Origin of the sequence: Rhodococcus tukisamuensis NBRC 100609, from assembly GCF_001894985.1 — a bacterium.
Classification (GTDB): Bacteria; Actinomycetota; Actinomycetes; order Mycobacteriales; family Mycobacteriaceae; genus Rhodococcus_G; species Rhodococcus_G tukisamuensis.
The window spans coordinates 66294-90489 of sequence record NZ_BCXG01000002.1; the positions used below are offsets into that span (position 1 = coordinate 66294).

The window sequence follows — 24196 nt, forward strand, 5'->3', positions numbered from 1 at the left end:
CTCAGTCGTCGGCCAGGTCGACGAATTCCTGCTCGGTGCGTTCGGCCAGCCGGCAGTAGAGGCGGGCGACGCCGTAGAGCATCGGGTACACCGCCACCCCGAGCACCAGCCACGGCAGCCGGATCCCGAAGACCGCGACGCCGCTCAGCGCCGGGAACGCGAGCACCAGCAGCGGGATCAGGCCCAGCAGCGCCGCGGCGAGCACCGCGATCCGCAGTGCCAGTCCGAGTTGCGCGCGCACCAACGCCCGGACCATCACCTCGCCGACCTCGGTCTGTTCCTGGACCTCCACCCGGGTCCGCACCACGCGGGCCCCGTGCCGGTCCGCGAGGACCACCCGCTGCCGGGCCCGCGGCGGGCCGTCGGCGCCGCTCACCGGGGAGACCAACTCTGCCGGGGCGCCCGCACCAGCCGGTCCTTGAGTTCGCGGGTGTGGCGACGGCTCACCGGCAGTTCCACCGTCGGGCCGTCGGCGGTGGCGCGCAGGCACACCACGATGCCGGTGCCCGCGGTGCGGATTCCGGTGACCAGCGGCAGCGCCACGAGGTAGGAGCGGTGCACCCGCAGGAAGCCGGCCGGCTGCCACCGGGACTCCAACGCGGAGATGGGGATTCGCACCAGGTGCGAGCCGGACGCGGTGTGCAGCCGCGTGTAGTCGCCGTCCGCCTCCACCCATGCCACCGCCGAGCGGCGCACCAGGGTGGTGACACCACCCAGCTCCACGGGGATGACCTCGTCGGCGTCGGGCTCGGCGCCGGCCGCCTCGACCTGCGGTCCGCGCTGCTGACGCTGCGCGAGGATCCGGCGCACCGACTCCGCCAGCCGCTCCTCGCGCAGCGGCTTGAGCAGGTAGTCCACGGCGCCGAGGTCGAAGGCGTCGACCGCGCGGTCGTCGTGGGCGGTCACGAACACCACCACCGGCGGGCGCACGAACGCGGCGAGCACCCCGGCCAGCTCGAGGCCGTCCAGACCGGGCATGTTGATGTCGAGGAACACCGCGTCGATGGGGGCGGCGTGCCCGAGCCGGTCCTTGATCACCCGCAGCGCCGTCGTCGCCTCGCCCGCGGTGAGGATCTCCCCCACGCCGTCCTGCGCGCGCAGCAGGTAGGCCAGCTCGTCGAGAGCGGGTCGCTCGTCGTCCACGGCCAGCACCGTCAGTGGGGCCTCTCGGGTCCCCTCGGCATTCTGCGTCACAACGAATCCATCGTGCCATGCCCGCCGGTCATGCCCGGATTCCGGCGCGGAACTTGGGCACCCGCATGCTGACCTTGGTGCCCGCCCCCGGCGCGGTCTCCACCACCAGGCCGTAGTCGTTGCCGAACGCCGCCCGCAACCGGTCGTCGACGTTGGCCAGGCCGACGTGTGCAGACTCCTTCGCGCTGGGCCGGCCGGGACCGGACTCGACGGCGTCCAGAGATCCCGAGCGCAGCACGTCCGGATCCATCCCGACGCCGTCGTCCTCCACGCTGATCACGCAGTCGGCGCCCTCGTCCGCCGCGACGATGGTGACCGTGCCGCCGTGCTGCTGGCCGGAGAGACCGTGCCGGACAGCGTTTTCCACCAGCGGCTGCAATGCCAGGAACGGCAGCACCACGTTGAGCACCTCGGGTGCCACCTGCAGCCGCACCTCGAGCGCGCTGCCGAACCGGGCACGTTCGAGGGTGAGGTAGCGGTCGATGTTGCGCAGCTCGTCGGCGAGGAGCGTGTACTCCCCCGCGGACCGGAACGAGTACCGGGTGAAGTCGGCGAACTCGAGGATCAGCTCCCGGGCGCGGGCCGGGTCGGTCCGCACGAACGACGCCACCGTGTTGAGCGCGTTGTAGATGAAGTGGGGGCTGATCTGCGCCCGCAGCGCCCGGACCTCCGCCCGGTCCAGCCTGGCGCGCGAGGCGTCGAGTTCGGCCAGCTCGATCTGGCTGCTCGCGTACCGGGCCACCTCGGTGACGGCGCCGAGCACCCCCGGCCCCGGATCCGTGGTGGCGACCACGCCGAGCACCCCGATCACCCCGGCGTCCTCGACCAGGAGCGGCTGCGCGATCAACGCCCGGGCCGCGGCGGCGCCGAGTTCGGCCTGCTCGACCAGGACCTGCCGTTCTCCCTCGACCGCTCGGGCCGCCGCCACCCCGAACGCCTCGGCGAGCTGTTGGTGCGGTCCGTGCCAGACCAGCAGCCGACCCTCGGCGTCAGCGATCGCCAGGGCCGCGCCACCGGTGAGCTGGCGCAGGTACGGGGCGGCCTCGGCCGCCGAGGTCGCGTCCAGTCCGCGGCGAAGCGGTCGGGCGGCCAGGGACGCGGTGTGCAGGGTGTCGTGGACCGCGCGCTCCGCGGGGGTGGTGAGCGCCTGCCGGGTGCGCAGCCACACCACCACGACGCCGACCACGAGGGCCACCGCGACCACCCCCAGCAGGGCGAGAACCGTTGTGCTCACGGGGTGTCCGCGTCGAGCCTGGCCGTCAGGGTGCGCGGCGCCACTGTGCGGTACGCGTCCTCGACGATGTCCGCCACCTCGTCCCAGTCCACGCTCACGTCGAGGTACACCCCAACCCATCCGCGGGTCCCCACGTAGCGCGGACGGAAGTACCGCTGGGGATCGCGTTCGACCCAGTCCTGCTGCGCCCCGGCCGGTGCCGCGGCCCAGAAGGCGAGGCGGTCGTCGTGATGGTGGTCGGCGAGGCTCGCGAACTGCGGTGCCCGGCGGACGAACCAGGCGGGTTCGCCGTGGCTGACCCGTTCCGTCGCCTCCGGCAGGGCCAGGCACAGCGCCCGCAGGCGATCGAGCGGAGTGGTCGCGGTCATGACTACGACGCTACGACAGCGGCGGCCCGCCCACCGCGACCACGCGCCGTCACCAGCGCTGTCGCTGCACCCGGGACTCCGCCACCGCCTCCTCCATGTCGAGTGTCTCCAGCACCCGGCGGAGCACCTCGTCGTCGAGGTCACCGGAGTCCCGGGCCGCGATCAGGGCCCGGCGCTGGTCCTTGAGCACCCGACTGCGCAGCCGGTTGAACAGCGCGCCCGCCTGCATCGCCTTGACCTCGTGCTCGCCGACGTCCTCCACCAGGTCCGCCGCCATCCGGGCCTCGGCCGCGAGCCGGAGCCGCTCCACGACCTCCAGCATCTCCTTGCTCGCGATGCCCGTCGGCGGATCGTGGAGCACGTCCCGCAGCGACTGCTCGGCGGCCTCGAGGGCGACCTTGCGCGCGTAGGCGACCTGCTTCTCGGTGCGACGCTCCTCGTCCGGGTCGGCGACGTCGAGCTTGCGGATCAGCAGCGGCAGCGTCGACCCCTGGATCAGCAGGGTCCCGACGGCGACGGTGAACGCGACCGCCTGGATGACCCCGCGGCCGGGGAACGGGTCGCCGGCCACCGTCACCAGCGGCACACCGGACGCCGCGGCGAGGGTGACCACGCCGCGCATCCCGGCCCACGACACCACCAGGTTCTGCCGCCAGTTCAACGGGTCGCCCGGCCGGTCGCCGCCGCGCCGGCGGACGATCGAGCGGGCCGCCTGGCGCCGACCCCAGTTCAGGAAGATCCAGGCCGGGCGGACCAACATGACCAGCGCCAGCACCACCAGCCCGTACCCGAACACGTGCAGCACCGGCAGCCCGTCGGCGCGCACGTCCTCGACCACCGACTTCAGTTGCAGGCCCATGTACGCGAAGACGAACGTCTCGAGGACCAGGTCGACGGTCGGCCACACCGACCGTTCCTGGACCCGCGTCGACACCGACTCGTCGCCGGCGCTGCGCCCCATCACGAACCCGGCGGTGACGACGGCGAGCACCCCGGAGGCGTGGATCTCCTCGGCCGCGAAGTACGCGGTGAACGGCAGGACCACCCCCAGCACGGTCTCCATCGGCGAGTCCTCGATCCGGGACCGCACCAACCGGACCGCCACCGCGAAGGCCAGCCCGACCAGCACCCCGCCCGCGGTCTCGTAGAGGAAGAACACGACCGGCGAGTCGATGGCGATCTCCCGGCCCGTCACCGCGGCCGTGGTCAGCGCGAACAGGGTCAGCGCCGTGGCGTCGTTGACCAGGCTCTCGCCCTTGAGGATGGCCATGATCCGGGTCGGCAGGCCGAGCCGCCGGCCGACCGCGACCGCGGCGACCGCGTCGGGCGGGGCCACCACCGCGCCGAGCACCAGCGCGGCGCCGAGGGTGAACTCCGGCACCAGCCAGTCGGCGAAGAACCCCACCGCCAGGGTGGTCACCAGCACCATGCCGATGCCGAGCCGCAGGATCGACCCGAGGTTGCGGCGGAAGGTGTTGAAGGAGAAGTCGAGGGCCGCCGAGTACAGCAGCGGGGGCAGCACCACCCCGAGCATCAGTTCGGGCGCGATCTCCAGTGACGGAACGCCGGGCACGAAGGACGCCGCCGCGCCGATCGTGACGAGCACCAGGGGAACCTGGAAGTCGAGGCGCTTGGCGAACCCGGCGACGACGATGGCCGCGATGACCACGAAGAACAGGCTGGTGATGTCCATCCGTCAGCCGACCGCGCAGCTGCCGCCCCTGCCGGGCAGTCGGTGCCGGTTGGCGGCGACCATCCGGTAGGCCAGGTCCTGTACCTGCCGGATCCCGGGAATTCGATAGATGTACAAAGGCATTCGGCTGCCGATCACCCCGGACAGCGCCGCGTTGACAGCGCCGGCGCCCGCGTACCGGTCGCCGCGGGAGTCCACCGCCCAGGCCCGCTCGAGCGCCTCGTCCTTGCTCACGCCGAAACGCTCCGTCGCGCCGGGCTGCTGCAGCGCCGTCGCCGTGACCCGGCCGCGGCGGTCCAGTCGCCGCAGCCACCCGGCGCAGTACACACAGAAGCCGCAGTCCCGGTCGAAGAGCAGCTCCACGGTGTATCCGGCGGAGGGCAGTCTGACGGGCATTGCGGCTCCTGAGTGTGGCCGGCTTCTCGCGGACTACTGCTTCGGCGGGATGACCTTCTTGGCTGCGTCCTGCGCCTTGTCGACGTGCTGGGCGTACTTGCCGCCGGTCTTCTGGTCGACGATGTCGCCGGCCTTGTCGATCGCGCCCTCGATCTTGTCCGAGTGCTCAGAGGCGAGCTGCTGTCCCTTGCCGAAGAGGCCCTTCAGCGTATCCATGAAGCCCATCGTGGTTCCTCCTCCGACGCCCGGACCGGGCGCCTGTCGTCGAGGGGCGGTCCCCCCGCTCAGCCCCAGTCTCACAGCTTTGCCGGACGCACGCCACAGGTGGAGCGTGCTGGTCAGCCCGCCGGAGACTCAGGAAGCGAGAACACACGGCGCTTGTCGCCGGACAGCAGACCGGACACCCACCAGCCCAGCTCCACCAACACGATCCCCACGCCGCCGCAGACGATCGCGGTGGTGGTGGCGGCGATGTTGGACGGGTCCAGCTTGAAGAACTCGCGGGTGAACGGGAGCGCGAAGAGCACCAGGTAGCCGCCCACCGACCCCGCGATCAGCACGATCTTCCACCACACGTACGGCCGAGCGACGATGGCCAGCACCCACAGCGCGATCATGATCAGGGTGATCAGCGCCGTGGTGCTGGCCTGGACCTGCTGGGTCGGCGTGGACTCGGGACCGGCGTAGACCAGCACGTAGGACACGAACGACGCCACCCCGATCACCACGCCCGACGGCACCGCGAACCGCATCACCCGCGAGACGAAGCCGGTGCGAGCGCGCTCGTTGTTCGGCGCCAGCGACAGGATGAACGCCGGGATGCCGATGGTGAACCAGGCCGCGATGGTGACGTGCCGAGGCAGGAACGGGTACGGCAGCGGGTCGAAGTGCAGCACCTGGGACAGGAGGCCGGACAGCCCGATCAACAGGGCCAGTAGCACCGAGTAGACGGTCTTGGTGAGGAACAGATTGGAGACGCGCTCGATGTTGCCGATCACCCGGCGGCCCTCGCCCACCACGTAGGGCAGGGTGGCGAACTTGTTGTCCAGCAGCACGATCTGCGCCACCGCGCGGGTGGCCGCGCTGCCCGAGCCCATCGCCACCCCGATGTCCGCGTCCTTGAGCGCGAGCACGTCGTTGACGCCGTCGCCGGTCATCGCGACGGTGTGGCCGCGCGACTGCAGCGCACCGACCATCTCCCGCTTCTGGTCCGGCCGGACCCGGCCGAAGGTGGTCGCCTCGTCGAGCGCGTCCGCGAGTTCCTCTCGCCCGGATGGCAACTCGCGGGCATCGACGGGACGGTCGCCGCCGGGCAGGCCCAGCGAGCTGGCGACGGCACCGACCGAGACCGCGTTGTCGCCGGAGATGACCTTGACGGACACGTGCTGCTCGGCGAAGTACTCCAGGGTCTCGGCGGCGTCGGGCCGCACCCGCTGCTCGAGGATCACCAGCGCCCGCGGAGTCACCCGGCCGGGCGCGGCGGCGGCGTCCACCGGCAGGTCGCTGCTGCCCAGCAGCAGCACCCGCAGCCCCCGCGCGCCGGCCTCCTCCGCCTGACGGGCGGGGTCGCTGGCCGGGTCGAGCAGCACGTCGGGCGCGCCGAGCACCCAGTTCCCGTTGTCGCCGTAAGAGATTCCGCTCCACTTCTTGGCGGACGTGAAGGGGGCGATCCCGGTCGAGGTCCAGCCCGGGTCGTGGTCGATCGACTCGGCGATCGCCAGCATGCTGGCGTTGGGACGCGGGTCGTCCCCGGCGAGGGCGGCCAGCGCGTCACGCACCACCGCCTCTCCCCCGTCGCCGAGGACCCGCAGCTCCGACAGTCGCATCCCGTTCTCGGTGAGGGTGCCGGTCTTGTCTGCGCACACCACGTCGACCCGGGCCAGGCCCTCGATCGCGGGCAGTTCCTGCACCAGACACTGCCGCCGGCCGAGGCGGACGACGCCGACCGCGAACGCGAGGGAGGTCATCAGCACCAGGCCCTCGGGCACCATCGGGACCAGCGCGGCCACCATGCCGTTGAGCGCGTCGGGCAGTGCCTGCTTGCTGACGAAGAGCTGGTTGTAGACGATCATCAGGCCCGCCGGAATCATCAGGTAGGTGATGAACCGGAGGATCTTGTCGACGCCGCTGCGCAGTTCCGAGTGCACCAGCGTGAACTTGCTGGCCTCCTCCGCCAGCCGCGCCGCGTAGGCGTCCTTGCCGACCTTGGTGGCCTGGTAGGCGCCGCTGCCGGACACCACGAAGCTGCCCGAGAGGATCTGCGCCCCGGGCGTCTTGTGCACCGGGTCGGCCTCGCCGGTGAGCAGCGACTCGTCGACCTCGAGCGCCTCGCCCTCGACCAGTGCCCCGTCGACGACGATCTGGTCGCCCGCGCCGAGTTCGATGATCTCGTCGAGCACCACCTCGTTCGGTGCCACCGTGACCGGCTGTCCGTCGCGGCGGACCTGCGGCCTGGCCTGGCCGACGATCGCGAGTTTGTCCAGGGTCTGTTTGGCCCGGACCTCCTGGATGATGCCGATGGCGCTGTTCGCGACGATCAGCAGTCCGAACATGCCGTCGATGACGGACCCGGTGGCGAGCACGATGATCAACAGCACCCCGAGGATGGCGTTGATCCGGGTGAAGACGTTGGCACGGACGATGTCCCGCACCGAGCGGCTCGCCCGACCGGGCACGTCGTTGGTCCGCCCGTCGGCCCGGCGGCGGGCCACCTGGTCCGCGGTCAGCCCCACCGACGGGTCGACGTCGGCGTGCAGGGGCGCGGTCACGACGGATGCACCTGGGAGGTCCTCGTTGGCCATGAACGCCAGGTTATGCCAGCCGGAGCCACCAGTGCCGCTGCACGCCAGGCCGCAGCACGTCGATCCGCTGACCGGGCATCGGCACGCTGACCCGGGTGCCGGACTCGCGGGCCGCCGTCAGCAGTCGCGTAACCGGCTCGGCCCAGGGGTGGAAGGCCAGGTTGAAGGTGGCCCAGTGCACCGGGACCAGCACGCCGGCCGCGTCGTCGCCCGCGTTGAGGTCGGCATGCATCCGGACCGCCTCCTCCGGGTTCATGTGGATGTCGGGCCAGTGCTCGTCGTAGGCACCGACCGGCAGCAGCGTCAGGTCGAAGGGTCCGTGCCGCTGCCCGATCTCGACGAACCGCGGGGTGTACCCGGTGTCACCGCCGAAGAACGCGCGGTGCCGCGGCCCGCGGATCACCCACGACGACCACAGCGTCGTGTTGCGGGCCAGTCCGCGGCCGGAGAAGTGCCGGGCCTCGGTGCAGGTGACGGTGAGCTCGCCGAGCACGACCTCCTCGTCCCAGTCCAGTTCGACGATCCGGTCCTCGGGGACCCGCCAGCTGCGCAGGTGCGCGCCGATCCCGGTCGGCACCACGAACGGTGCGGTCTGGGTGCGCAGCAGTGCCTCGACGGTCGACTTGTCCAGGTGGTCGTAGTGGTCGTGGGAGACGACGACGGCGTCCACTCGCGGCAGGTCCTCGATCCCGACCGGCGTCGGGTGCAGGCGCAGCGGCCCGACCAGCCGGGACGGCGAGACCCGGTCGCTCCACACCGGGTCGGTGAGCACCCGGTACCCGTCGACCTCGATGAGCGCGCTGGCGTGCCCGTACCAGGTGACGGCCAGGTCGGCGGCGGCCGCGGGGGCCAGCGGCGTGGCCAGCGGGATGGCCTGGCGGGGCCGGCCCAGCCGGCCACGGGTCAGCAGCGCCGAGACGATGCTCGAGTCGGAGCCACCGACCACCTGGCGGCTGGGTTCGGTGTTGTGGAAGCGCCGGTCGCGGTACCGCGCCGAGCCCATCGCGTGCGGGGCGATCGCCGAGGTCGACGCGCCGATCTGGGACCGCACACCCCAGCCCGCCCGGACCAACGCCGCTACGCCGGCCAGCGCGACACCCGCCGCGAACGCGCTCTTCGTTCCCATTCCGCCGCCCTGTCCCGCTACTTGCCCTGGAACATCGGCCGGCGCTTCTCCAAGCGGGCCATCCGCGCCTCGTCCATGTCCTCGCTGCTCCAGGCCGCGACCAGCGCCTCGCGCTGGTCCTCGGTGGCGTCCGCGCGGGTGCCGTCGTCGTTGAGCACGAGCTTGAGGTGGCGCAGAGACAGCGGCGCCAGGGCGGCGATCTGCTGCGCCCATTCCTGCGCGGCGGCCAGGTCGCCGATCTTGTTGGCCAGCCCGGCGGTGAGGGCGGCGTCCGCGGTCAGCCGCTCGGCGCCGAGCAGCACCGTGCGGGCCGGGCCGCCACCGGCCAGGGCCACCAGTCGCTTGACGGTCCAGTTGTCCACCGAGATACCGAGTTTGGCTGCGGGAACTGCGAAGTAGGCGTCGGGCGCCACCACGCGCAGGTCCGAGGCGAGGGTCAGCTGGGTGCCCGCGCCGATCGCCGGACCGTTGACCGCCGCGATCACCGGCACCGGCGCCGAGTCGATGGTGCGCAGCATCTCGAGCAGGGTGTCGAGGAAGCCGTCGGCGTACACGTCGCCGGACAGGTCCGCGCCCGCGCAGAACGCGGAGCCCGAACCGGTCAGCACGATCACCCGGGCGCCCTGGCCCACGGCCTCGTCGATCGCGTCGCGCAACAGCACGCAGAGTTCGGTGTTGAGCGCGTTGCGCCGGTCCTCGCGCTGCAGTTCGATTGTCACCACGTCGCCGTCCCGGCTGGTCCCGATCATGGTTGTGACCGTACCGTTTGTCCCGGGGAGGTCGCCAACATGGATTCTCACGTCGACGTCGCGGTGATCGGCGCCGGTCAGGCCGGGCTGTCCGCCGGGTACTACCTGCAACGCCTCGGGGCGGACGCGGGACTGCGGTTCGTCGTGCTCGACCACGCACCCGGACCGGGTGGCGCCTGGCAGTTCCGCTGGCCGTCGCTGACCCTGAGCACCGTCAACCGGGTCCACGACCTGCCCGGCATGGCGTTCACCGACGTCCTCGGCGCCGAGGCGCCGGACCAGGTGCTGGCAGCGGACGCGGTGCCGCGCTACTTCGCCGAGTACGAACGCCGATTCGCGCTGCCGGTGCGCCGACCTGTGCACACCCGGGTGGTGTGCGACCACGACGCCGGCGGCCTGCTGACCCTCGAGACCAGCACGGGCGCGCTCACCGCCCGCGGGATCGTCAACGCCACCGGCACCTGGGAGCGCCCCTTCGTCCCGCGGTACCGGGGCGCCGAACTGTTCGCCGGCCGCCAGCTGCACACCCGCGACTACCGGACGGCGGACGAGTTCGCCGGCCGGCACGTAGTGGTGGTCGGCGGCGGCATCTCGGCGGTGCAACTGCTCGACGAGATCTCCCGCGTCACCACCACCACCTGGGTCACCCGCCGCGAACCGCAGTTCCGCGACGAACCGTTCACCGGGGAGGAAGGACGGGCCGCGGTGGCGGTCGTCGAGGACCGGGTGCGACGCGGGCTGCCGCCGGGCTCGGTGGTATCGGTGACAGGACTGCCGCTCACTCGCGCGCTACGGGCGGCCCGCGAACGCGGTGTGCTGCAGCGCCTTCCGATGTTCGACGAAATCACCGCCGACGGCGTCCGCTGGGCCGACGGCACCGCCCAGCGGGCGGACGTGATCCTGTGGTGCACCGGGTTCCGCAGTGCCCTCGACCATCTGGCGCCGCTGCGACTGCGCGGACCGGGCGGCGGCATCACCATGGATGGTCGGCTGGCGACGCGGGTGGCCGCGGACCCGCGGATCCACCTGCTCGGGTACGGACCGTCGGCCAGCACCATCGGCGCGAACCGCGGCGGCCGGGCGGCGGCGTCGGAGCTGATCGCGCACCTGAGATCTCACGCGGGGTCGACCCCGTAGATCCCCCGGTACTCCCGGGCGAACGCCCGCCGACCGAGCAGCCGCCAGGCGAGACGTCCGGGCAACGGCACCTCCGACAGGATCGCGCGGCGCTGCTGATCGGTCGCGCCGTGCAGCATGAAACCGAGGAACACCAGTCGGCGCTCTTCCGGGATCGACGCCCGGCCCCGGTCCCCCAGCTCGGCCCACTCCGCGGCCGACATCACCTGCTCGACCAGCGGCAGGATCCGTGCCTCCTCCTCGGCGAGGTGCTCGTCCAGCGCACCGGTCAGCGCGGTCAACGTCTCGGCCAGGTGCACACCGGACTCCGGCGACGCGACCGCGGCGAATCCCCTTGCCTGCGATTCGACCCGTGTGACCAGTTCCCCGATCCGCTCGTGCTGCTCCTCCATCCGCAGCACCAGCGCACGATCGGTGGGCGTCCGGTCCAGCAGCCGGGGCCACATCAACTCGTCCTCGCCGCTGTGGTGGTGGTGCAGGGCCGTGGTCATCTCGTCGACGAAGGCGACGACGCGGGCCGCCCGCTCGGTGTCACCGTCCGGCACCGAGCGCACCGCCGTCGGCAGCGCGGCGAAATTGCGGCGGAACACGTTGTGGATGACCACCATGTCCTGGGTGTCCGGGCGGGTTGCGAGGGCAGTGCTCATGTCGTGCTCCTGGATGTCTGCGGGCGGTTTCCACGCAGAATGCCGGGCGGTCCTTGGGGAAATCTTGCAGCGCGCATGGACCGGCGAGAGCCCGCGGCAGTTCAGGGCTTGGGCACCACCGCACCGACCGGCCCGACCCCGACGCACAGCGACAGCTCCGGGTCCAGCGTGCGCACCCGCACGTCCGGCCCGCCGCCGTCGAGGTTGACGTAGACGGTGTTCAACCCGGCCCGCACCGGCACGGTCACCGGCTCGCCTTCCGCGAGACCCACCTCGATCTCGCCGTCGCGGCTGGCCAGGTAGTTCAGCTGAACCGCCCACTCCCAACCGGCCAGCGGACCGCTAAGCGGCAGCGCCGTCGGGGCGTCGGTGACGTGGTAGCCGCAGCCCGGAACCGGGCCCTCCCCGATCGCGCGTACCCAGGTCACCTCGGCGTCGACGATGTCCCCGGAGTCGTCCATCTTGCGCAGCACCGGCGTCGACGACGCGAACTCCGGCCGATCGGGCAGCGCGGCGAAGACGGAGCTTGCCATGTTGTACGGGTAGGCCACCGGCAGCAGCACCCAGATCGACACCGGCTGGTCGAGCATCGGCGCATCGGCGTTCGCGACGAGCGAGGCCTTCGCCCGGGCCAGGTAGTCCACGGTCGGGTTGTCCTCCCACCGCGCGACGAAGGTCGCCGTGGACCACAGGCTGCTCGCGACGAACGCCACCACCAGCACCGACACCACCAGTACCGAGCGCGGACCTGACCGGCGGCCCGACCAGCGGTCCCGGGTGGGGGCGCGCAGCACCAGGGCCAGCGCGATCGCGACGACCACCGCGCTGTCCGTCAGGTAGCGCAGCGTCTGACCGAGCTCGTAGGTGGTGTCGGGCGAGGACCGGGCGATCACCATCGCCGTCTCGGAGGCGAGGACGTACGCGGCGGTCGCGATCCACACCCAGCCGACGCGGCGCTTCCAGGCGAGTGTTCCCGCCACACAGGCGAGGACGGCCAGGGCAGCCACCACGACGAGGGCCTCCGGCGGCACCGCCCAGGGCGGGCTCGGCGGCCAGCGGTCCCACCGCCACGGCCCGCCGAGCAGCGTCGGGAACAGCCCCCGGTAGTTCGAGTGACGCACCAGCTCGACGGTCATCTCCGGGGTGCGCTCGCCGGGACTCGGGGTGACGACGAGGGCGTACACCACCGCCCATCCCGCGATCACGACGGCGGACCAGGCCCACAGCCGCCGACCCCGGGCCAACGCGGCACGCAACGGTTTCCGGTGTCCGTCCACCCGGTACATCAGCGCGACGACGGCAAAGGCCACCAACGGCACCAGCACGGCCTTCTCGAAGAACAGCAGCGACGCGACGAATACCGCGAGCGAAGACCAGGCGTAGCGGGCCCGGCCGGTGCGGCACAGCAGCACCGCGTCGGCCGCCACCGCGGCCAGGCCGATCTGCATGGGCAGCGCGTTCAGTCCCGCCGCCCACCAGGCGAACGCGGGCAGCGTCAACGGCGAGAACAGGTAGAGCGCAAACGGAATCAGCAGGGTCGGCCGACGGCCGAGCAGCACAACGAGCAGGCGCAGGACCGCCAGCGACGCGAGGGCCTGCAGGATCACCAGGATCAGCGCGGGCAGCGCCCACTGGTACGGGGCGAGGGTGTTCGCGATCCCGGCGACCAGGAACGCCGCCGGCATGAAGTGCCCGTCGTGGTCGTAGAGCAGGAACTCCGGCGACAGCAGCGACATCGCGCCGGCGCGCCCGGTGAGGATCAGGTCGTCCCAGTAGTAGTAGCCACGGGCCGCCACCACCCCGCGGACCAGCAGTTGCAGCGCCACCAGCGCGGCGGCGACCTGCAGGACCCGGGTGCCGGTCGGGCGCCACCAGGGAGCGGCGCCGCCGTCGGCCGGGGCCGTCGACGGCGATGCGGACTCGGTGGTGGGGACTGGAGCACTCATCGGTCGCCAACCCTAGCCGGATCCGGCCGGGGGTCGGGGTGCTGGAACTTTCGACATGAACCAGCGCGGGAACCAGGTCAGGAGAGGTGCCTGCGCACCACCTGGGCGACAACCGTCGTCAGATCGTGCGGCGCTCCTACCAACTCCAGGCTGCGATTCGCGGTGAGGACCGCAATTCCGTGGAGGTTGGTCCACACCCCGATCGCGCTCGCCTTCGGGTCCTCGCACGCAGGGGAAGCCTCCGCCACCAGTCGCACGAGCGAGTCGAACAGCGGCAAGGTCGTCTCGCGAAGGTTTGCGCCGGCACCGTCGAGAAGGTCATGTCGAAACATCAACTCGAACATGGCCGGGCGACGCTCGGCAAACTGCACGTACTCGAGCCCGAGTCGAATCAGCCGCTCCTCGGCCTGCACATCGACCGCACCGAGAACCGGTCGGATCCCGGCGGCCAGATCGGACAGGCCTGAGGCTGCAATCGCGGCAAGCAGTGCATTGTGCGTGGCGAAGTACCTGCGCGGGGCCCCGTGCGAAACACCCGTCCGGCGGGTGATCGCACGCAGAGTGAGCCCACCCAGCCCCTCCTCTTCGAGCAGGTCGACACCCGCACTGACCAATCGCAATTGAAGCGGCTCGTCACCAGTCACGTAGACATTGTCTACCATCGACCGAGTAGACACTGTCTACTCAACTTCGAAGCACGACCGAGGGGGCCACCATGTGGTACTGGATTTTCAAATACCTGCTGATCGGACCGCTGCTGTGGCTGTTCGGACGCCCCGACGTCACGGGCACCGAAAACCTTCCTCGGACCGGTCCGGTGATCCTCGCAAGCAACCACCTGACCGTCGCCGACTCGTTCTTTCTCGTGCTCGTGGTTCGACGACGAATCACCTTCGTAGCCAAGAACGAGTACTTCACCGGTTCCGGGGTGAAAGGCCGGCTGACGCGGTGGTTCTACTCCGCATCGGGCCAGGTGCCGATCGACCGCGCCGGAGCCGATGCGGCGCGCGGCGCTCTCGCCGCTGCACGAGGGATCCTCGACCGCGGCGGCGTCTGGGGCATCTACCCGGAAGGCACCCGCTCGCCCGACGGGCGCCTGTACAAGGGCAAGACCGGGGTCATGCGGGTAGCTCTCGATTCAGGAGCGCCGGTCGTCCCCGTCGTGATGCGCGGTACCGACACGGTCAATCCGCCGGGCAGTCGCCGGTGGCGGTTCGGCAAGGTACACATCACCATTGCCGAACCGCTGAACCTCTCGCGCTATCACGATCTGCGGGACAGCCGACCGATCGTCCGCGCCGCCACCGACGAACTGATGAGCGTGCTTCACGGCCACTCCGACCAGGAGTACGTCGACCGCTACGCCGCCGACGTCAAGCGCAGCGCCACCCGCTAGGCGAGCGGCTACCTACCCCATGTCGAACTCGTCGGGGTCCGGCCCCAGCCGGTTCCCGACGTCGAGTCCGGCGATGGCCGCCAGGTCGTCGGCGTCGAGTTCGAAGTCGAACACCTCGAAGTTCTGCCTGATCCGGTACGGCGTCACGGACTTCGGAATCACCACGTTGCCCACCTGCAGGTGCCAGCGCAGCGTCACCTGCGCGGCCGACCGGCCGTGCTTGTTCGCGATGCGGGAGAGGACCGGGTCGTCGAGCAGTCCGCGTCCCTGCCCCAGCGGCGACCACGCCTCGGTGACGATGCCGTGCTCGGCGTGGAAGGCCCGCAGCTCCGGCTGCGCGAAGTCCGGGTGCACCTCCACCTGGTTGATCACGGGCACCACCCCGGTCTCGTCGATGAGCCGCTGCAACTGGGCGGGCTGGAAGTTCGACACGCCCACCGACTTGGCCCTGCCGCTCTCCTTGATCTCCGCGAAGGCCCGCCAGATGGCGACGTAGTCCTCGCGCATCGCGCGCGGCCAGTGGATCAGGTACAGGTCCAGGTAGTCGAGCCCGAGCCGGTCGAGCGAGGCGTCGAACTCGCGCAGCACGTTGTCCCGCGTCCACGTCTCCGCGGCGCCGTTCCACAGCTTGGTGGTGACGAACAGGTCCTCCCGCGCAATGCCGGAGTGCTTGATCGCGCGACCGGTGCCGACCTCGTTGCCGTAGATGGCGGCGGTGTCGATGCTCCGGTATCCGACGGTCAACGCGCTGGTCACCGCGGTGTAGCTCTCGTCGTCGGGCACCTGCCACACGCCGAATCCGAGCTGCGGGACGGTGTTGCCGTCGGTGAGGGACACGTTCGGTACTGAGCTCAGAGAGGTCATGGAACAGAACAACCGCTCGCGCCGGGAGGATGTTCCCCCGCTACTGAGACAATCGACTCATGAGCGCCACCCTGCACGCCGACGACCTCTCCGCGTCCCGCGGCGACCGCACCCTGTTCTCCGGTCTCGACCTCGTCGTCACCCCCGGCGACGTGATCGGCCTGGTGGGCGCGAACGGGGCGGGCAAGTCCACCCTGCTCTCCATCCTCTCCGGCCACACCACCGCCGACGTCGAGGGCACCGTCACGTTGAGTCCGCCGCACGCGACGGTCGGCTACCTCGCCCAGGAACCCGAACGCCTGCCCGGCGAGACCGTCGAGGGATTCCTCGGCCGCCGCACCGGTGTCACGGAGTCCGAGGCAGAGATGAACGCGGCCGCCGAGGCCCTCGGCGAGCCGGGCGGCGACGACCGTTACTCGCACGCCCTCGAGCGCTGGCTCGGCCTCGGCGGCGCCGACCTCCCCGAGCGGGCCGAGAAGGTGCTCGACGACCTCGGGCTCGACGTCGGGTTGCAGGCCGAGATGACCGCCCTCTCCGGCGGGCAGGCCGCCCGGGCCGGACTGGCCTCGCTGCTGCTCTCGCGTTACGACCTGCTGCTGCTCGACGAGCCCACCAACGACCTCGACCTCGACGGCCTGGACCGGCTCGAGCGCTTCGTCGACGAGGCCCGCACCGGCATCGTGGTGGTCAGCCACGACCGGGAGTTCCTGGCGCGCACCGTCACCGGGATCGTCGAACTCGACCTCGCGCAGCAGCAGATCGCGGTGTACGACGGCGGGTACGAGTCGTACCTCGCCGAGCGGGAGATCGCCCGCCAGCACGCCCGCGAACGCTACGAGGAGTACGCGGACACCAAGAGCGGCCTCGAGGATCGTGCTCAGATGCAACGCAACTGGCTCGAGCACGGCGTCCGGAACGCCCGCCGCAAGGCCAAGGGCGCGGACGGGGACAAGATGGGCCGCAAGGCTCGCGCGGAGTCCACCGAGAAGCAGGCCGCGAAGGCCCGGCAGACGCAGCGCCGCATCGAACGGCTCGAGGTGGTGGAGGAGCCCCGCAAGGAGTGGGAGCTGCGGATGGAGATCGCCAGCGCCCCGCGCAGCGGCACCGTCGTGGCCACCCTCAGCGGCGCGGTTGTTCGACGTGAAACATTCGCCCTCGGCCCGATCACCGCCCAGATCGAGTGGGGCGACCGGGTTCTCGTCACCGGGCCGAACGGTTCCGGCAAGACCACCCTGCTGCGACTGCTGCTCGGCACGCTCACCCCGGACGAGGGCAGCGCCACCCTCGGCAGCGGCGTCGCGATCGGCGAGGTGGACCAGGCGCGCGGGCTCTTCGTCGGCGACGAACTGCTCACCGAGGCGTTCGGCGCGGCGGTCCCCGACTGGCCGGACGCGGACGTGCGGACGCTGCTCGCCAAGTTCGGCCTGCGCGGCGCGCACGTGCTGCGGCCGGCGAGCTCCCTGTCCCCCGGCGAACGCACCCGGGCCGCGCTGGCCCTGCTGCAGGCGCGCGGGGTGAACCTGCTGGTGCTCGACGAGCCCACCAACCACCTGGACCTGCCCGCCATCGAGCAGCTCGAGCGGGCGATGGACGAGTACGAGGGCACCCTGCTGCTCGTCACCCACGACCGCCGGATGCTGGACACGATGCGCAGCACCCGGCGGTGGCGGATGGACGGCGGCCGGCTCACCGAATCCTGATCACCCGCCCAGCAGCTGCTCCCCCAGGTACCCGCCCGGCGCGCAGCCGGGGGGTATCGCGAACACCGCCGAGCCGATCGGCGTCGACCAGGTGTTGAACAGGTCCGCGTCCGAGAGTCGTTGCTGCACCGGCACGAACTGGGCCTGCGGATCCGCCTGGTAGGTGACGAAGATCAGGCCGGAGTCGGACACCGCCTCCCCGGCGGGGGCCTCGTCGTAGTTGTAGGCCCGCCGGTGGAACCGCTGCCCGGGATCGGCGGAGCGGGCCAGTGCGATGTGCGAGTTCGGCGCGATCACGGTGATCCCGCCCGCGTCCACCGCATCGAAGTCCGGCTCGTCGTGCTCGGCGTCGCCGGTCAGCGGCGCCCCGTCGGACATCCGCCGGCCCATCACCACCTCACGGCCGGGACGGTCCAGTTCGTCCCAGCCGTCGAGGTCGAGGCGGATCCGCCGAATCACCACCGAGGTGCCGTCCGCCAGCCACGGCTGCTGCGCGCCGTCGCTGAAGACCAGCGTGTCGAAGTCCCCGGTGCCCGCGCGCGGGTTGACCGTGCCGTCCACCTGCCCCATCAGGTTGCGCATGGTGGTGCCCTCCGGCTCGGTGCCCTGGGCCCGACGGAACCCGCGTTGCGTCCAGCGGACGGTCGCGACGGTTCGGGCGCCCTTGAGCAGCACCCGCAACGTGTGCGCCACGGTGACCTGGTCGTCGGAGCCGACCTGCAGCAGCAGGTCGCCGTCGTTCCAGCGCTCCTCGAGTCGGTCGATCGCGAAGGGCGGCAACGGCTTCAGCCAGGACGGCCGTCGTTCCTCCAAGCCGGCCGCGCGGAACACGCCGGGGCCGAAGCCCACCGTGACGGTGAGCCTCGCCGGCCGGGTGGCCAGGTCCGGTTCGGTGTCGGCCAGTGCGCCGCGGCCGGCGGTGAGCCGTTCCGCGTCGGACGTCCACACCTTCAGCAGCCGCACCAGTCCGGCCCGGTCCACCCCCGGTCGCAGGTCCAGCCCGACGAACGTGGTGTGCGCCTGCGGCGCGGTCGCGACGCCGGCCTGGCGCGCGCCACGGAACGGCACCACGGACGGGGCCGCCTCCGCCTCCCGGTTCCCGGTGACCGCCCCGGCGCCCCAGCCGAGTGCGGCGCCGCCGACGGCGACCGCACCCGCGCCGAACAGACGCCGCCGGCTCAGCTCAGCCACCGTGCGCCCCTTCGTCGTAGGACTCCCGCGCGCCCGCGAAATCTCGCACCTGCGCGGTGAACTCGACGTCGCCGGCGTCGGCGAACCGGAAGGTGAACGGCACCTCGGTGCCCGCCTGGATCGGCGCGGGCAGGTCGAAGAGCATCACGTGGTCGGCGCCGGGTTCGAGGGCGTACGAACCGTGCGGGGGCACCACGATGCCGCCCTGCTTGCGGCGCATCACCATCGCACCGCCGCTGTCGGCCATCTCGTGGAGTTCGACGCGCGGCGCGGCCGGGCTGCTCACCTCAGTGAGCAGCAGCTCGGAATCCGAGTTGTTCACCAGGGTGCCGAACAGTGCGGTCATCCCCGAGTCCGCGGCCTTCACCCACTGCTCGTCGAACGTGACCGACGTCGCGGCCGAGTCCGCCTGCGGCGCCGAACCCGGGTCGCCCGAGCAGCCGGCGACGGCGAGTCCGATGGTCGCGATGCCGGCGATCGCAAGACGGGAACGAGTGAACGTGATCATGACTGGATCTCCTTGTTTGCGAGCGTCTTTGACTGAGCAGGTGTCTTCGAGCGTGTGGATGCGACGAGCCCGAGGAGCACGTCGACGACCAGGAAGGCCGCGAGGGACAGGCCGAGCAGGGGAACGAACAGGCCGACGGCCACCGCGACGACGGCCACTACCGCGACCACCGGCAGGCGCTGACGGCGCAGCGCTCCGCGGCGCGGCGGGGCACCGAATTCGATGCCGGCCGCCCGGGTGGGCCGGCGCTGCCACCACATCAGGTAGCCGCGCACGACGAGGGTGATCAGCGCGACCGCGAGGGCCGCGAGCACCACCTGGTTGGCGAGGCCGAAGAGGGTGCCCATGTGCAGTGCGATGCCCCAGGAGGTGAGCTTGGCCGCGATCGGGCCGTCGGCGAAGTCCACCCGGTCGACGACCCGCAGCGTGTACCCGTCGACGGCGATCGAGTCGCCGCCGGACTTCGCCGTTTCCTTCACCGTCCACGCGGTGGAGACGTCGGCGGGGATCCCGACCGACAGTTGGCCGGTCAGCCCCTGGGCGCGGGCCACGTGCAACACCCCGTCGACCGCGGTGACGTCCACCGGATCGGCCCCGGACGCCGCGTGACCGGCGTGCTCGCCGCCCGCTGCCGGGGCGCCGTGCCCGTCGTGCTCTCCCCCGCCGGCCGCCTGGGCGCCGTCGAGCGAGGTGTTCAATGCCGGGGCATTCCAGCTCATCTCGCTGCGGACGGTCTTGATGTTCGCGCCGGCGTAGTCGGACCAGGACAGGCCGGTGGCCGAGAGGAACAGCAGGCCGAGCGCCGCCCAGGCACCGACCGCACCGTGCCAGTTGAGCGTCCGGCGGCGGCCCGTGACCGAGCGGTCGACGGTCAGCAGTCGGGCCTCCTTCCCTCGGGCCCGGTCCGCGCGCGCCCTGTTCCACCACAGGTACAGGCCGCCGAGGACGATGACGAACAGCCACGACGCCGCCAGTTCGGTGTAGAGGTTGCCGACGTCGCCGAGGTGCAGGTTCTTGTGCAGCGCGGACAACCAGGCCCGCAACGGCAGGTCACCGGAATCGGTCTCCAGCGCGCCGAGCACCGTCCCGGTGCCCGGGTCGACGAACACGCTCGTCTGCCCGGATCCGACGTCGGGGTCGGCGAAGAGGACGCGGGTGGTGCCGCCCGGGTCGGCGGTCTGCACCGACTGCAGCGCGGACGCCTCGCGACCGTCCAGTGCGGCCTGCACCGCGGCGGACTCGGCGACGGGTTGCTCGGCGACGGGTGCCCGCAGGTAGCTCCCGTACACCCAGCTCTCGAGGGTCGGGGCGAACGCGTAGACGAAGCCCGTCAGCGCGGCGATCAGCAGGAAGGGTCCGACGAAGACGCCGGCGTAGAAGTGCAGCCGCAGCACCAGTGCGCGCAGCGGTCGGGAGTTTCGGGGTGGCGGCGAGTGTTCGCGCACGCCAGTGCTCTCGATGACAGTCATGAAGTCGCTCTCGTCGATCAGACAGGGCGAGGGTCCGCACGGCGTACAGGCACGGCGGCACCCTCGTAGGCGCGGACCCGACCGGTGTGGGATCCGCGAAAGCCGCGCACCGGCCTGCTCGGCCGAGGGTGCGCGGGGGTGAGGTGTGATCAGACGAGAACGGGTGGCCCACGCCGGGGCGTGGCAGCGCGGCACAGCGCGGAGACGATCGGGTGGACGTCCACGACGGGACGCCAGGTACGGGCCTGTTCGGCGACGGGGATCGCGGCGAAGAGCGCGGCGACGACGGCACGCAGGGCCGCCTCCGTGCGCGGACCGATCCGCTCGGCCGCGGCGATCGCGGCCGCACAGACCCCGATCGCGAGCACGTGGGCGACGATCATGCCGGGGCTGGGCACTGCCGAGGCAGACGCGCCCGAATGGTGGCCGCCCACGCCGAGAGTCAGGTGCGCCCCGACCTGTCCGGCCGCGAGAACCGCGACGAGCGCGGGCCTGCCGGAGCGGAGCGCGGGGATCGCGGCGCTCACGCCGACCACAACCGCGGCGAATCCGGCGAGCAGCACCAATGTGGAGCCGGACGGGAGTCCGCCGCCGGCGATCCCGTGCGCGGCGACCGCCATGGCGACGGTGACACCGCCGACGGCGGTGTCACGCACTCGGCGAGAGAGCTTCTCACCTGGGCCGACACGCATGACCGAACCGTACTACACCTCGTCGTACCCCTCGGCCGCAGCCGCCCCGGCCCCGGAGCCGAATGCCGACAAACTTGACAGACCGTTGGGTTTTCCCAACACTTTGATGCATGAGTCCGGTACGGCGCGGGGAGGCCCGCCCCATCCACAACCGCATCGGCGTGCTGCGCGCCGAACGGTCGCTCAGCCGGGCCCGACTGGCCGAGCTGATCGAGGTCAACCCCCAGACGGTGGGCGCGCTCGAGCGCGGCGACCACTACCCGAGCCTCGACCTGGCGATGCGGATCTGCGAGGTGTTCGGCCTGCCCGTCGAGGCCGTGTTCTCCCGGACCGAGTTCACGCCGCTCTCGGACGTGGTCTACCGGCGGCCGGACCGCACCGACACCCACGCACACGACCACCAGGAAGGCGACGCCGCCGATGTCTGAACCGAATCTCGTCGAGCGCTACCAGGCGTACCGGGTGCGCCGGTTCCTGGCGAACTCCGAGAAGTGGCGCGACATGCTTCCCGGTTGGCGCACCCAGCGACGGCGACGGGCACTGGTGACGGGCCTGGCGGTCACGTTCGCGCTGATGCTCGCGGTGGCGGTGGCGTGCCACTTCTCCGAGTGGGCACCGCTGCTGTGGCTGCCGGTGTGCGTGCTGTTCCTGCCCATCTGGACCTCGCTCGCCGTCGTCTCGGGCCGCCAGGGCGACGCACCGACCGAGGCCCTCGACGAGTGGGAGGTCCAGCAGCAGAACAGCGCCCGCTCGATCGCCCTGAGCATCACCCAGTGGCTGATGATGATCCCGGTGGCGTACCTGATCATCGGCAGCGTCAACACCGGCGGCTCCCACACCACCATGGCCTACACCGGCGGACTGCTCACCCTCACCATGCTGATGGTCGGCGGCTGCCTGCCCACGATGATCCTGGCCTGGAGCCAGCCCGACCCCGACCCCGACCCCGTTGCGGACCACCCAGAGGAGGCGGCATGCACGCCGGCAACACCCTGACCATCGACCGGATCTCCAAACGCTACGGCGACGTCGTGGCGCTCGACGACCTCAGCTTCGAGGTGCGCCCCGGCGAGATCTTCGGCTTCGTCGGCAGCAACGGCGCGGGCAAGACGACCACCATGCGGATCACCCTCGGCGTGCTGTCCGCCGACTCGGGCGAGGTCCGCCTCGGCGGGCGGCCAGTCGACCTCGACGTGCGCCGCACCATCGGCTACATGCCGGAGGAACGCGGTCTGTACCCGAAGATGAAGGTCGGCGCACAGCTCGCGTATCTCGCTGAGCTGCACGGCCTCTCGCGCCGCGATGCCCGCAGCGCGGTGGCCCGCTGGACCGAACGCCTCGGCATCGACACCCGCGTCGACGACACCGTCGACGCGCTCAGCCTCGGCAACCAGCAGCGGGTGCAGTTGGCGGCCGCACTGGTGCACGACCCCGCGGTGCTGGTGCTCGACGAGCCGTTCTCCGGACTCGACCCGGTCGCGGTGGACGTGATGAGCGAGGTGCTGGTCGAGAAGGCGGACGCCGGTGTGCCGGTGATCTTCTCGAGTCACCAGCTCGACCTGGTACAGCGCCTGTGCCACCGGGTCGGCATCATCGCCGCGGGCCGGATGCGCGCCGTCGGCACGGTCGAGGAGTTGCGCGGCGCCGGCCAGACCCAACTGGTGGTGCACGCCCCGTCCGCCCATGACGGCTGGGCCGACCCGATCGACGGCGTGCGGACACTGAGCCACCAGGACGGTCGCACCGTGCTCGCCCTCGACCCGGGTGCCGACGACCAGACCGTCCTCGCCGCCGCCCTGAGAACCGGCCCGGTACACGAGTTCTCGTTGCAACGTCCCTCCCTGACCGAACTGTTCCGAGAGGTTGTCGCCGCATGAGCGCCCCGACGTCACCCGCGCTGAGCCCGGCCCGCGCCGTCGGCCTGGTCGCCCGCCGCGAGTTCCTCACCCAGGTCCGCAAGAAGAGCTTCCTGATCAGCAACCTGATCATCCTGATCGCGATCGTCGGCGGCATCGCCGCGTATGCGCTGTTCTCCGGCACCAGCGAGCCCAGCCGCACCACCGTCGGGCTGGTCGGTGACCAGTCGTTGACCGCAGTACTCGTGTCCGTCGGCGACGCCGCGGGGACGCCGGTCGAGGTCCGCGAGTTCGGCGACGAAGCACAGGCCCGCGACGGCGTCGAGGCCGGCGACATCGAGGTGGCCGTGATCCCCGCCGCGGACGGATCCGTCACAGCTGTAACGGAATCAGACATCGACGCCGGCCTTCGCATGGTCCTGGACGTGGCGGTCGCCGAGCAGGCCCGCGCGACCGAGCTGAGCGCACAGGGCGTCGACACCGACGCGCTGACCGCGGCGACCGGCCGCGCGGTGGTCACCGTCGACACCCTGGACGCACCGGATCCCGAACGGGGCCAACGCCTCACCCTGTCGATCGCCGCGGTGGCCCTGCTGTACATGCAGATCCTGATGTTCGGCATGTACGTCGCGATGGGCGTCGTCGAGGAGAAGTCGAGCCGGGTGGTCGAGTTGCTGCTCTCGACGCTGCGGCCGCTGCAGTTGTTGTGGGGCAAGGTCATCGGCATCGGCGCGGTGGGGTTGGCGCAGCTGGCCGCGTACGGCGTGGCCGGCCTCGGCGCGGGCCTGGCGACGGGTGTCCTCACCGTCACCGGCACCGCCCTCGGCGTGTTCGCGGGCACCCTCGGCTGGTTCGTGCTCGGTTTCACCTTCTTCGCGGTGCTCTACGCGGCGGCCGGGTCGATGGTCTCGCGCCAGGAGGACGTCAACTCCACCGCGATGCCGCTGACGGTACTGATCATGGCGATGTTCTTCACCGCGTTCTCGGTGGTGAGCGACCCGGACGGCACGCTGAGCAACGTGCTGAGCTGGATCCCGCCGTTCTCCGCGATCCTGATGCCGCTGCGGATCGCGGCCGGGGTGGCGAGCACAACGCAGGTGGTCGGCACCGTCGCGATCATGCTCGCGGTCACCGCGGCGCTGTCGGTGGGCGCGGCAAAGATCTACCAGCGTTCGGTGCTGCGGGTGGGCAAGACCGTGTCCTGGCGGGAGGCGTTCGGCCGCTGAGCG

At 71.4% G+C, this 24196-nt stretch carries 25 protein-coding genes; 7 read left to right on the forward strand and 18 right to left on the reverse strand.

From position 1 onward, the window contains the following. Window position 1: 1 nt before the first annotated feature. From RT2_RS02320 to RT2_RS02365, 10 genes are all read right to left on the reverse strand, one after another. Window positions 2–376: a hypothetical protein gene (locus RT2_RS02320; RefSeq protein WP_072842914.1), complete on the reverse strand. Its 375-nt coding sequence runs from the start codon at window positions 374–376 to the stop codon at window positions 2–4. Then, complete coding sequence (locus RT2_RS02325) at window positions 373–1194, reverse strand: LytR/AlgR family response regulator transcription factor (RefSeq protein ID WP_072842915.1); 822 nt, start codon at window positions 1192–1194, stop codon at window positions 373–375. Before RT2_RS02325 ends, RT2_RS02320 begins: the two co-directional genes overlap by 4 nt. Before the next feature lie 28 nt (window positions 1195–1222). Next, a complete protein-coding gene (locus RT2_RS02330; protein WP_072842916.1) occupies window positions 1223–2428 on the reverse strand; it encodes a sensor histidine kinase in 1206 nt (401 codons plus the stop codon). Continuing rightward, window positions 2425–2796 carry an MmcQ/YjbR family DNA-binding protein gene (locus RT2_RS02335; protein WP_072842917.1) on the reverse strand — a complete coding sequence of 124 codons (372 nt, stop codon included), beginning with the start codon at window positions 2794–2796 and terminating at the stop codon, window positions 2425–2427. The genes RT2_RS02330 and RT2_RS02335 overlap by 4 nt, the downstream gene beginning before the upstream one ends. Window positions 2797–2845: 49 nt before the next feature. Further along, window positions 2846–4489 (reverse strand): Na+/H+ antiporter, encoded by a 1644-nt coding sequence (locus RT2_RS02340; RefSeq protein WP_072842918.1) that lies wholly within the window; start codon window positions 4487–4489, stop codon window positions 2846–2848. 3 nt (window positions 4490–4492) lie between these two features. Beyond that, window positions 4493–4885 (reverse strand): thiol-disulfide oxidoreductase DCC family protein, encoded by a 393-nt coding sequence (locus tag RT2_RS02345; protein WP_072842919.1) that lies wholly within the window; start codon window positions 4883–4885, stop codon window positions 4493–4495. A 33-nt stretch (window positions 4886–4918) separates the two neighbouring features. After that, the gene (locus tag RT2_RS02350; protein WP_072842920.1) at window positions 4919–5110 is read right to left on the reverse strand and encodes an antitoxin; all 192 of its coding nucleotides are present in this window, start codon (window positions 5108–5110) and stop codon (window positions 4919–4921) included. Between the two features lie 113 nt (window positions 5111–5223). Then, on the reverse strand, window positions 5224–7686 hold the full coding sequence (locus RT2_RS02355; protein ID WP_072842921.1) for an HAD-IC family P-type ATPase: 2463 nt from the start codon (window positions 7684–7686) through the stop codon (window positions 5224–5226). A gap of 10 nt (window positions 7687–7696) precedes the next feature. Then, a complete protein-coding gene (locus RT2_RS02360; RefSeq protein ID WP_072842922.1) occupies window positions 7697–8812 on the reverse strand; it encodes an MBL fold metallo-hydrolase in 1116 nt (371 codons plus the stop codon). A 17-nt stretch (window positions 8813–8829) separates the two neighbouring features. Continuing rightward, entirely contained in the window at window positions 8830–9561 is a 732-nt protein-coding gene (locus tag RT2_RS02365) for an enoyl-CoA hydratase (protein WP_072842923.1), read from the reverse strand. A 39-nt stretch (window positions 9562–9600) separates the two neighbouring features. On the opposite strand from RT2_RS02365, the gene RT2_RS02370 reads away from it, so the two are divergent. Next, the gene (locus RT2_RS02370) at window positions 9601–10698 is read left to right on the forward strand and encodes an NAD(P)-binding domain-containing protein (RefSeq protein ID WP_072842924.1); all 1098 of its coding nucleotides are present in this window, start codon (window positions 9601–9603) and stop codon (window positions 10696–10698) included. Here RT2_RS02370 and RT2_RS02375 read toward each other — a convergent pair. From RT2_RS02375 to RT2_RS02385, 3 genes are all read right to left on the reverse strand, one after another. After that, complete coding sequence (locus tag RT2_RS02375; protein ID WP_245709123.1) at window positions 10677–11345, reverse strand: hemerythrin domain-containing protein; 669 nt, start codon at window positions 11343–11345, stop codon at window positions 10677–10679. The genes RT2_RS02370 and RT2_RS02375 overlap by 22 nt on opposite strands. A 101-nt stretch (window positions 11346–11446) precedes the next feature. Continuing rightward, the gene (locus RT2_RS02380; protein WP_245709122.1) at window positions 11447–13291 is read right to left on the reverse strand and encodes a hypothetical protein; all 1845 of its coding nucleotides are present in this window, start codon (window positions 13289–13291) and stop codon (window positions 11447–11449) included. A gap of 77 nt (window positions 13292–13368) precedes the next feature. Next, window positions 13369–13953, reverse strand: coding sequence for a TetR/AcrR family transcriptional regulator (locus tag RT2_RS02385; RefSeq protein ID WP_072842925.1), 585 nt, complete (start codon window positions 13951–13953; stop codon window positions 13369–13371). A gap of 53 nt (window positions 13954–14006) precedes the next feature. Here RT2_RS02385 and RT2_RS02390 point away from each other — a divergent pair, with 53 nt between their 5' ends. Beyond that, window positions 14007–14687, forward strand: a complete 681-nt coding sequence (locus RT2_RS02390; protein ID WP_072842926.1) for a lysophospholipid acyltransferase family protein — start codon at window positions 14007–14009, stop codon at window positions 14685–14687. A gap of 12 nt (window positions 14688–14699) precedes the next feature. Here the strand turns inward: RT2_RS02390 and RT2_RS02395 are convergent, their stop codons facing one another. Then, window positions 14700–15551, reverse strand: coding sequence for an aldo/keto reductase (locus RT2_RS02395; RefSeq protein ID WP_174556655.1), 852 nt, complete (start codon window positions 15549–15551; stop codon window positions 14700–14702). Between the two features lie 59 nt (window positions 15552–15610). Here RT2_RS02395 and RT2_RS02400 point away from each other — a divergent pair, with 59 nt between their 5' ends. After that, window positions 15611–17251, forward strand: coding sequence for an ABC-F family ATP-binding cassette domain-containing protein (locus tag RT2_RS02400; protein WP_072842927.1), 1641 nt, complete (start codon window positions 15611–15613; stop codon window positions 17249–17251). Here the strand turns inward: RT2_RS02400 and RT2_RS02405 are convergent, their stop codons facing one another. From RT2_RS02405 to RT2_RS02420, 4 genes are all read right to left on the reverse strand, one after another. Further along, entirely contained in the window at window positions 17252–18442 is a 1191-nt protein-coding gene (locus RT2_RS02405) for a Dyp-type peroxidase (protein WP_072842928.1), read from the reverse strand. Then, entirely contained in the window at window positions 18435–18950 is a 516-nt protein-coding gene (locus RT2_RS02410; RefSeq protein WP_072842929.1) for a copper chaperone PCu(A)C, read from the reverse strand. The genes RT2_RS02405 and RT2_RS02410 overlap by 8 nt, the downstream gene beginning before the upstream one ends. Further along, window positions 18947–20419, reverse strand: a complete 1473-nt coding sequence (locus RT2_RS02415) for a PepSY-associated TM helix domain-containing protein (protein WP_072842930.1) — start codon at window positions 20417–20419, stop codon at window positions 18947–18949. The genes RT2_RS02410 and RT2_RS02415 overlap by 4 nt, the downstream gene beginning before the upstream one ends. Window positions 20420–20568: 149 nt before the next feature. Further along, a complete protein-coding gene (locus RT2_RS02420; protein WP_072842931.1) occupies window positions 20569–21111 on the reverse strand; it encodes a hypothetical protein in 543 nt (180 codons plus the stop codon). A 110-nt stretch (window positions 21112–21221) separates the two neighbouring features. Here RT2_RS02420 and RT2_RS02425 point away from each other — a divergent pair, with 110 nt between their 5' ends. Genes RT2_RS02425 through RT2_RS02440 form a run of 4 tightly spaced genes read left to right on the forward strand, consistent with a single transcriptional unit; the run spans window position 21222 to window position 24193 of the window. Further along, window positions 21222–21539: a helix-turn-helix transcriptional regulator gene (locus tag RT2_RS02425; RefSeq protein ID WP_072842932.1), complete on the forward strand. Its 318-nt coding sequence runs from the start codon at window positions 21222–21224 to the stop codon at window positions 21537–21539. Then, window positions 21532–22107: a hypothetical protein gene (locus RT2_RS02430; protein ID WP_072842933.1), complete on the forward strand. Its 576-nt coding sequence runs from the start codon at window positions 21532–21534 to the stop codon at window positions 22105–22107. Before RT2_RS02425 ends, RT2_RS02430 begins: the two co-directional genes overlap by 8 nt. Further along, complete coding sequence (locus RT2_RS02435; protein ID WP_072842934.1) at window positions 22086–22988, forward strand: ABC transporter ATP-binding protein; 903 nt, start codon at window positions 22086–22088, stop codon at window positions 22986–22988. The genes RT2_RS02430 and RT2_RS02435 overlap by 22 nt, the downstream gene beginning before the upstream one ends. Beyond that, entirely contained in the window at window positions 22985–24193 is a 1209-nt protein-coding gene (locus RT2_RS02440; RefSeq protein ID WP_072842935.1) for an ABC transporter permease, read from the forward strand. The genes RT2_RS02435 and RT2_RS02440 overlap by 4 nt, the downstream gene beginning before the upstream one ends. Window positions 24194–24196 lie beyond the last annotated feature (3 nt).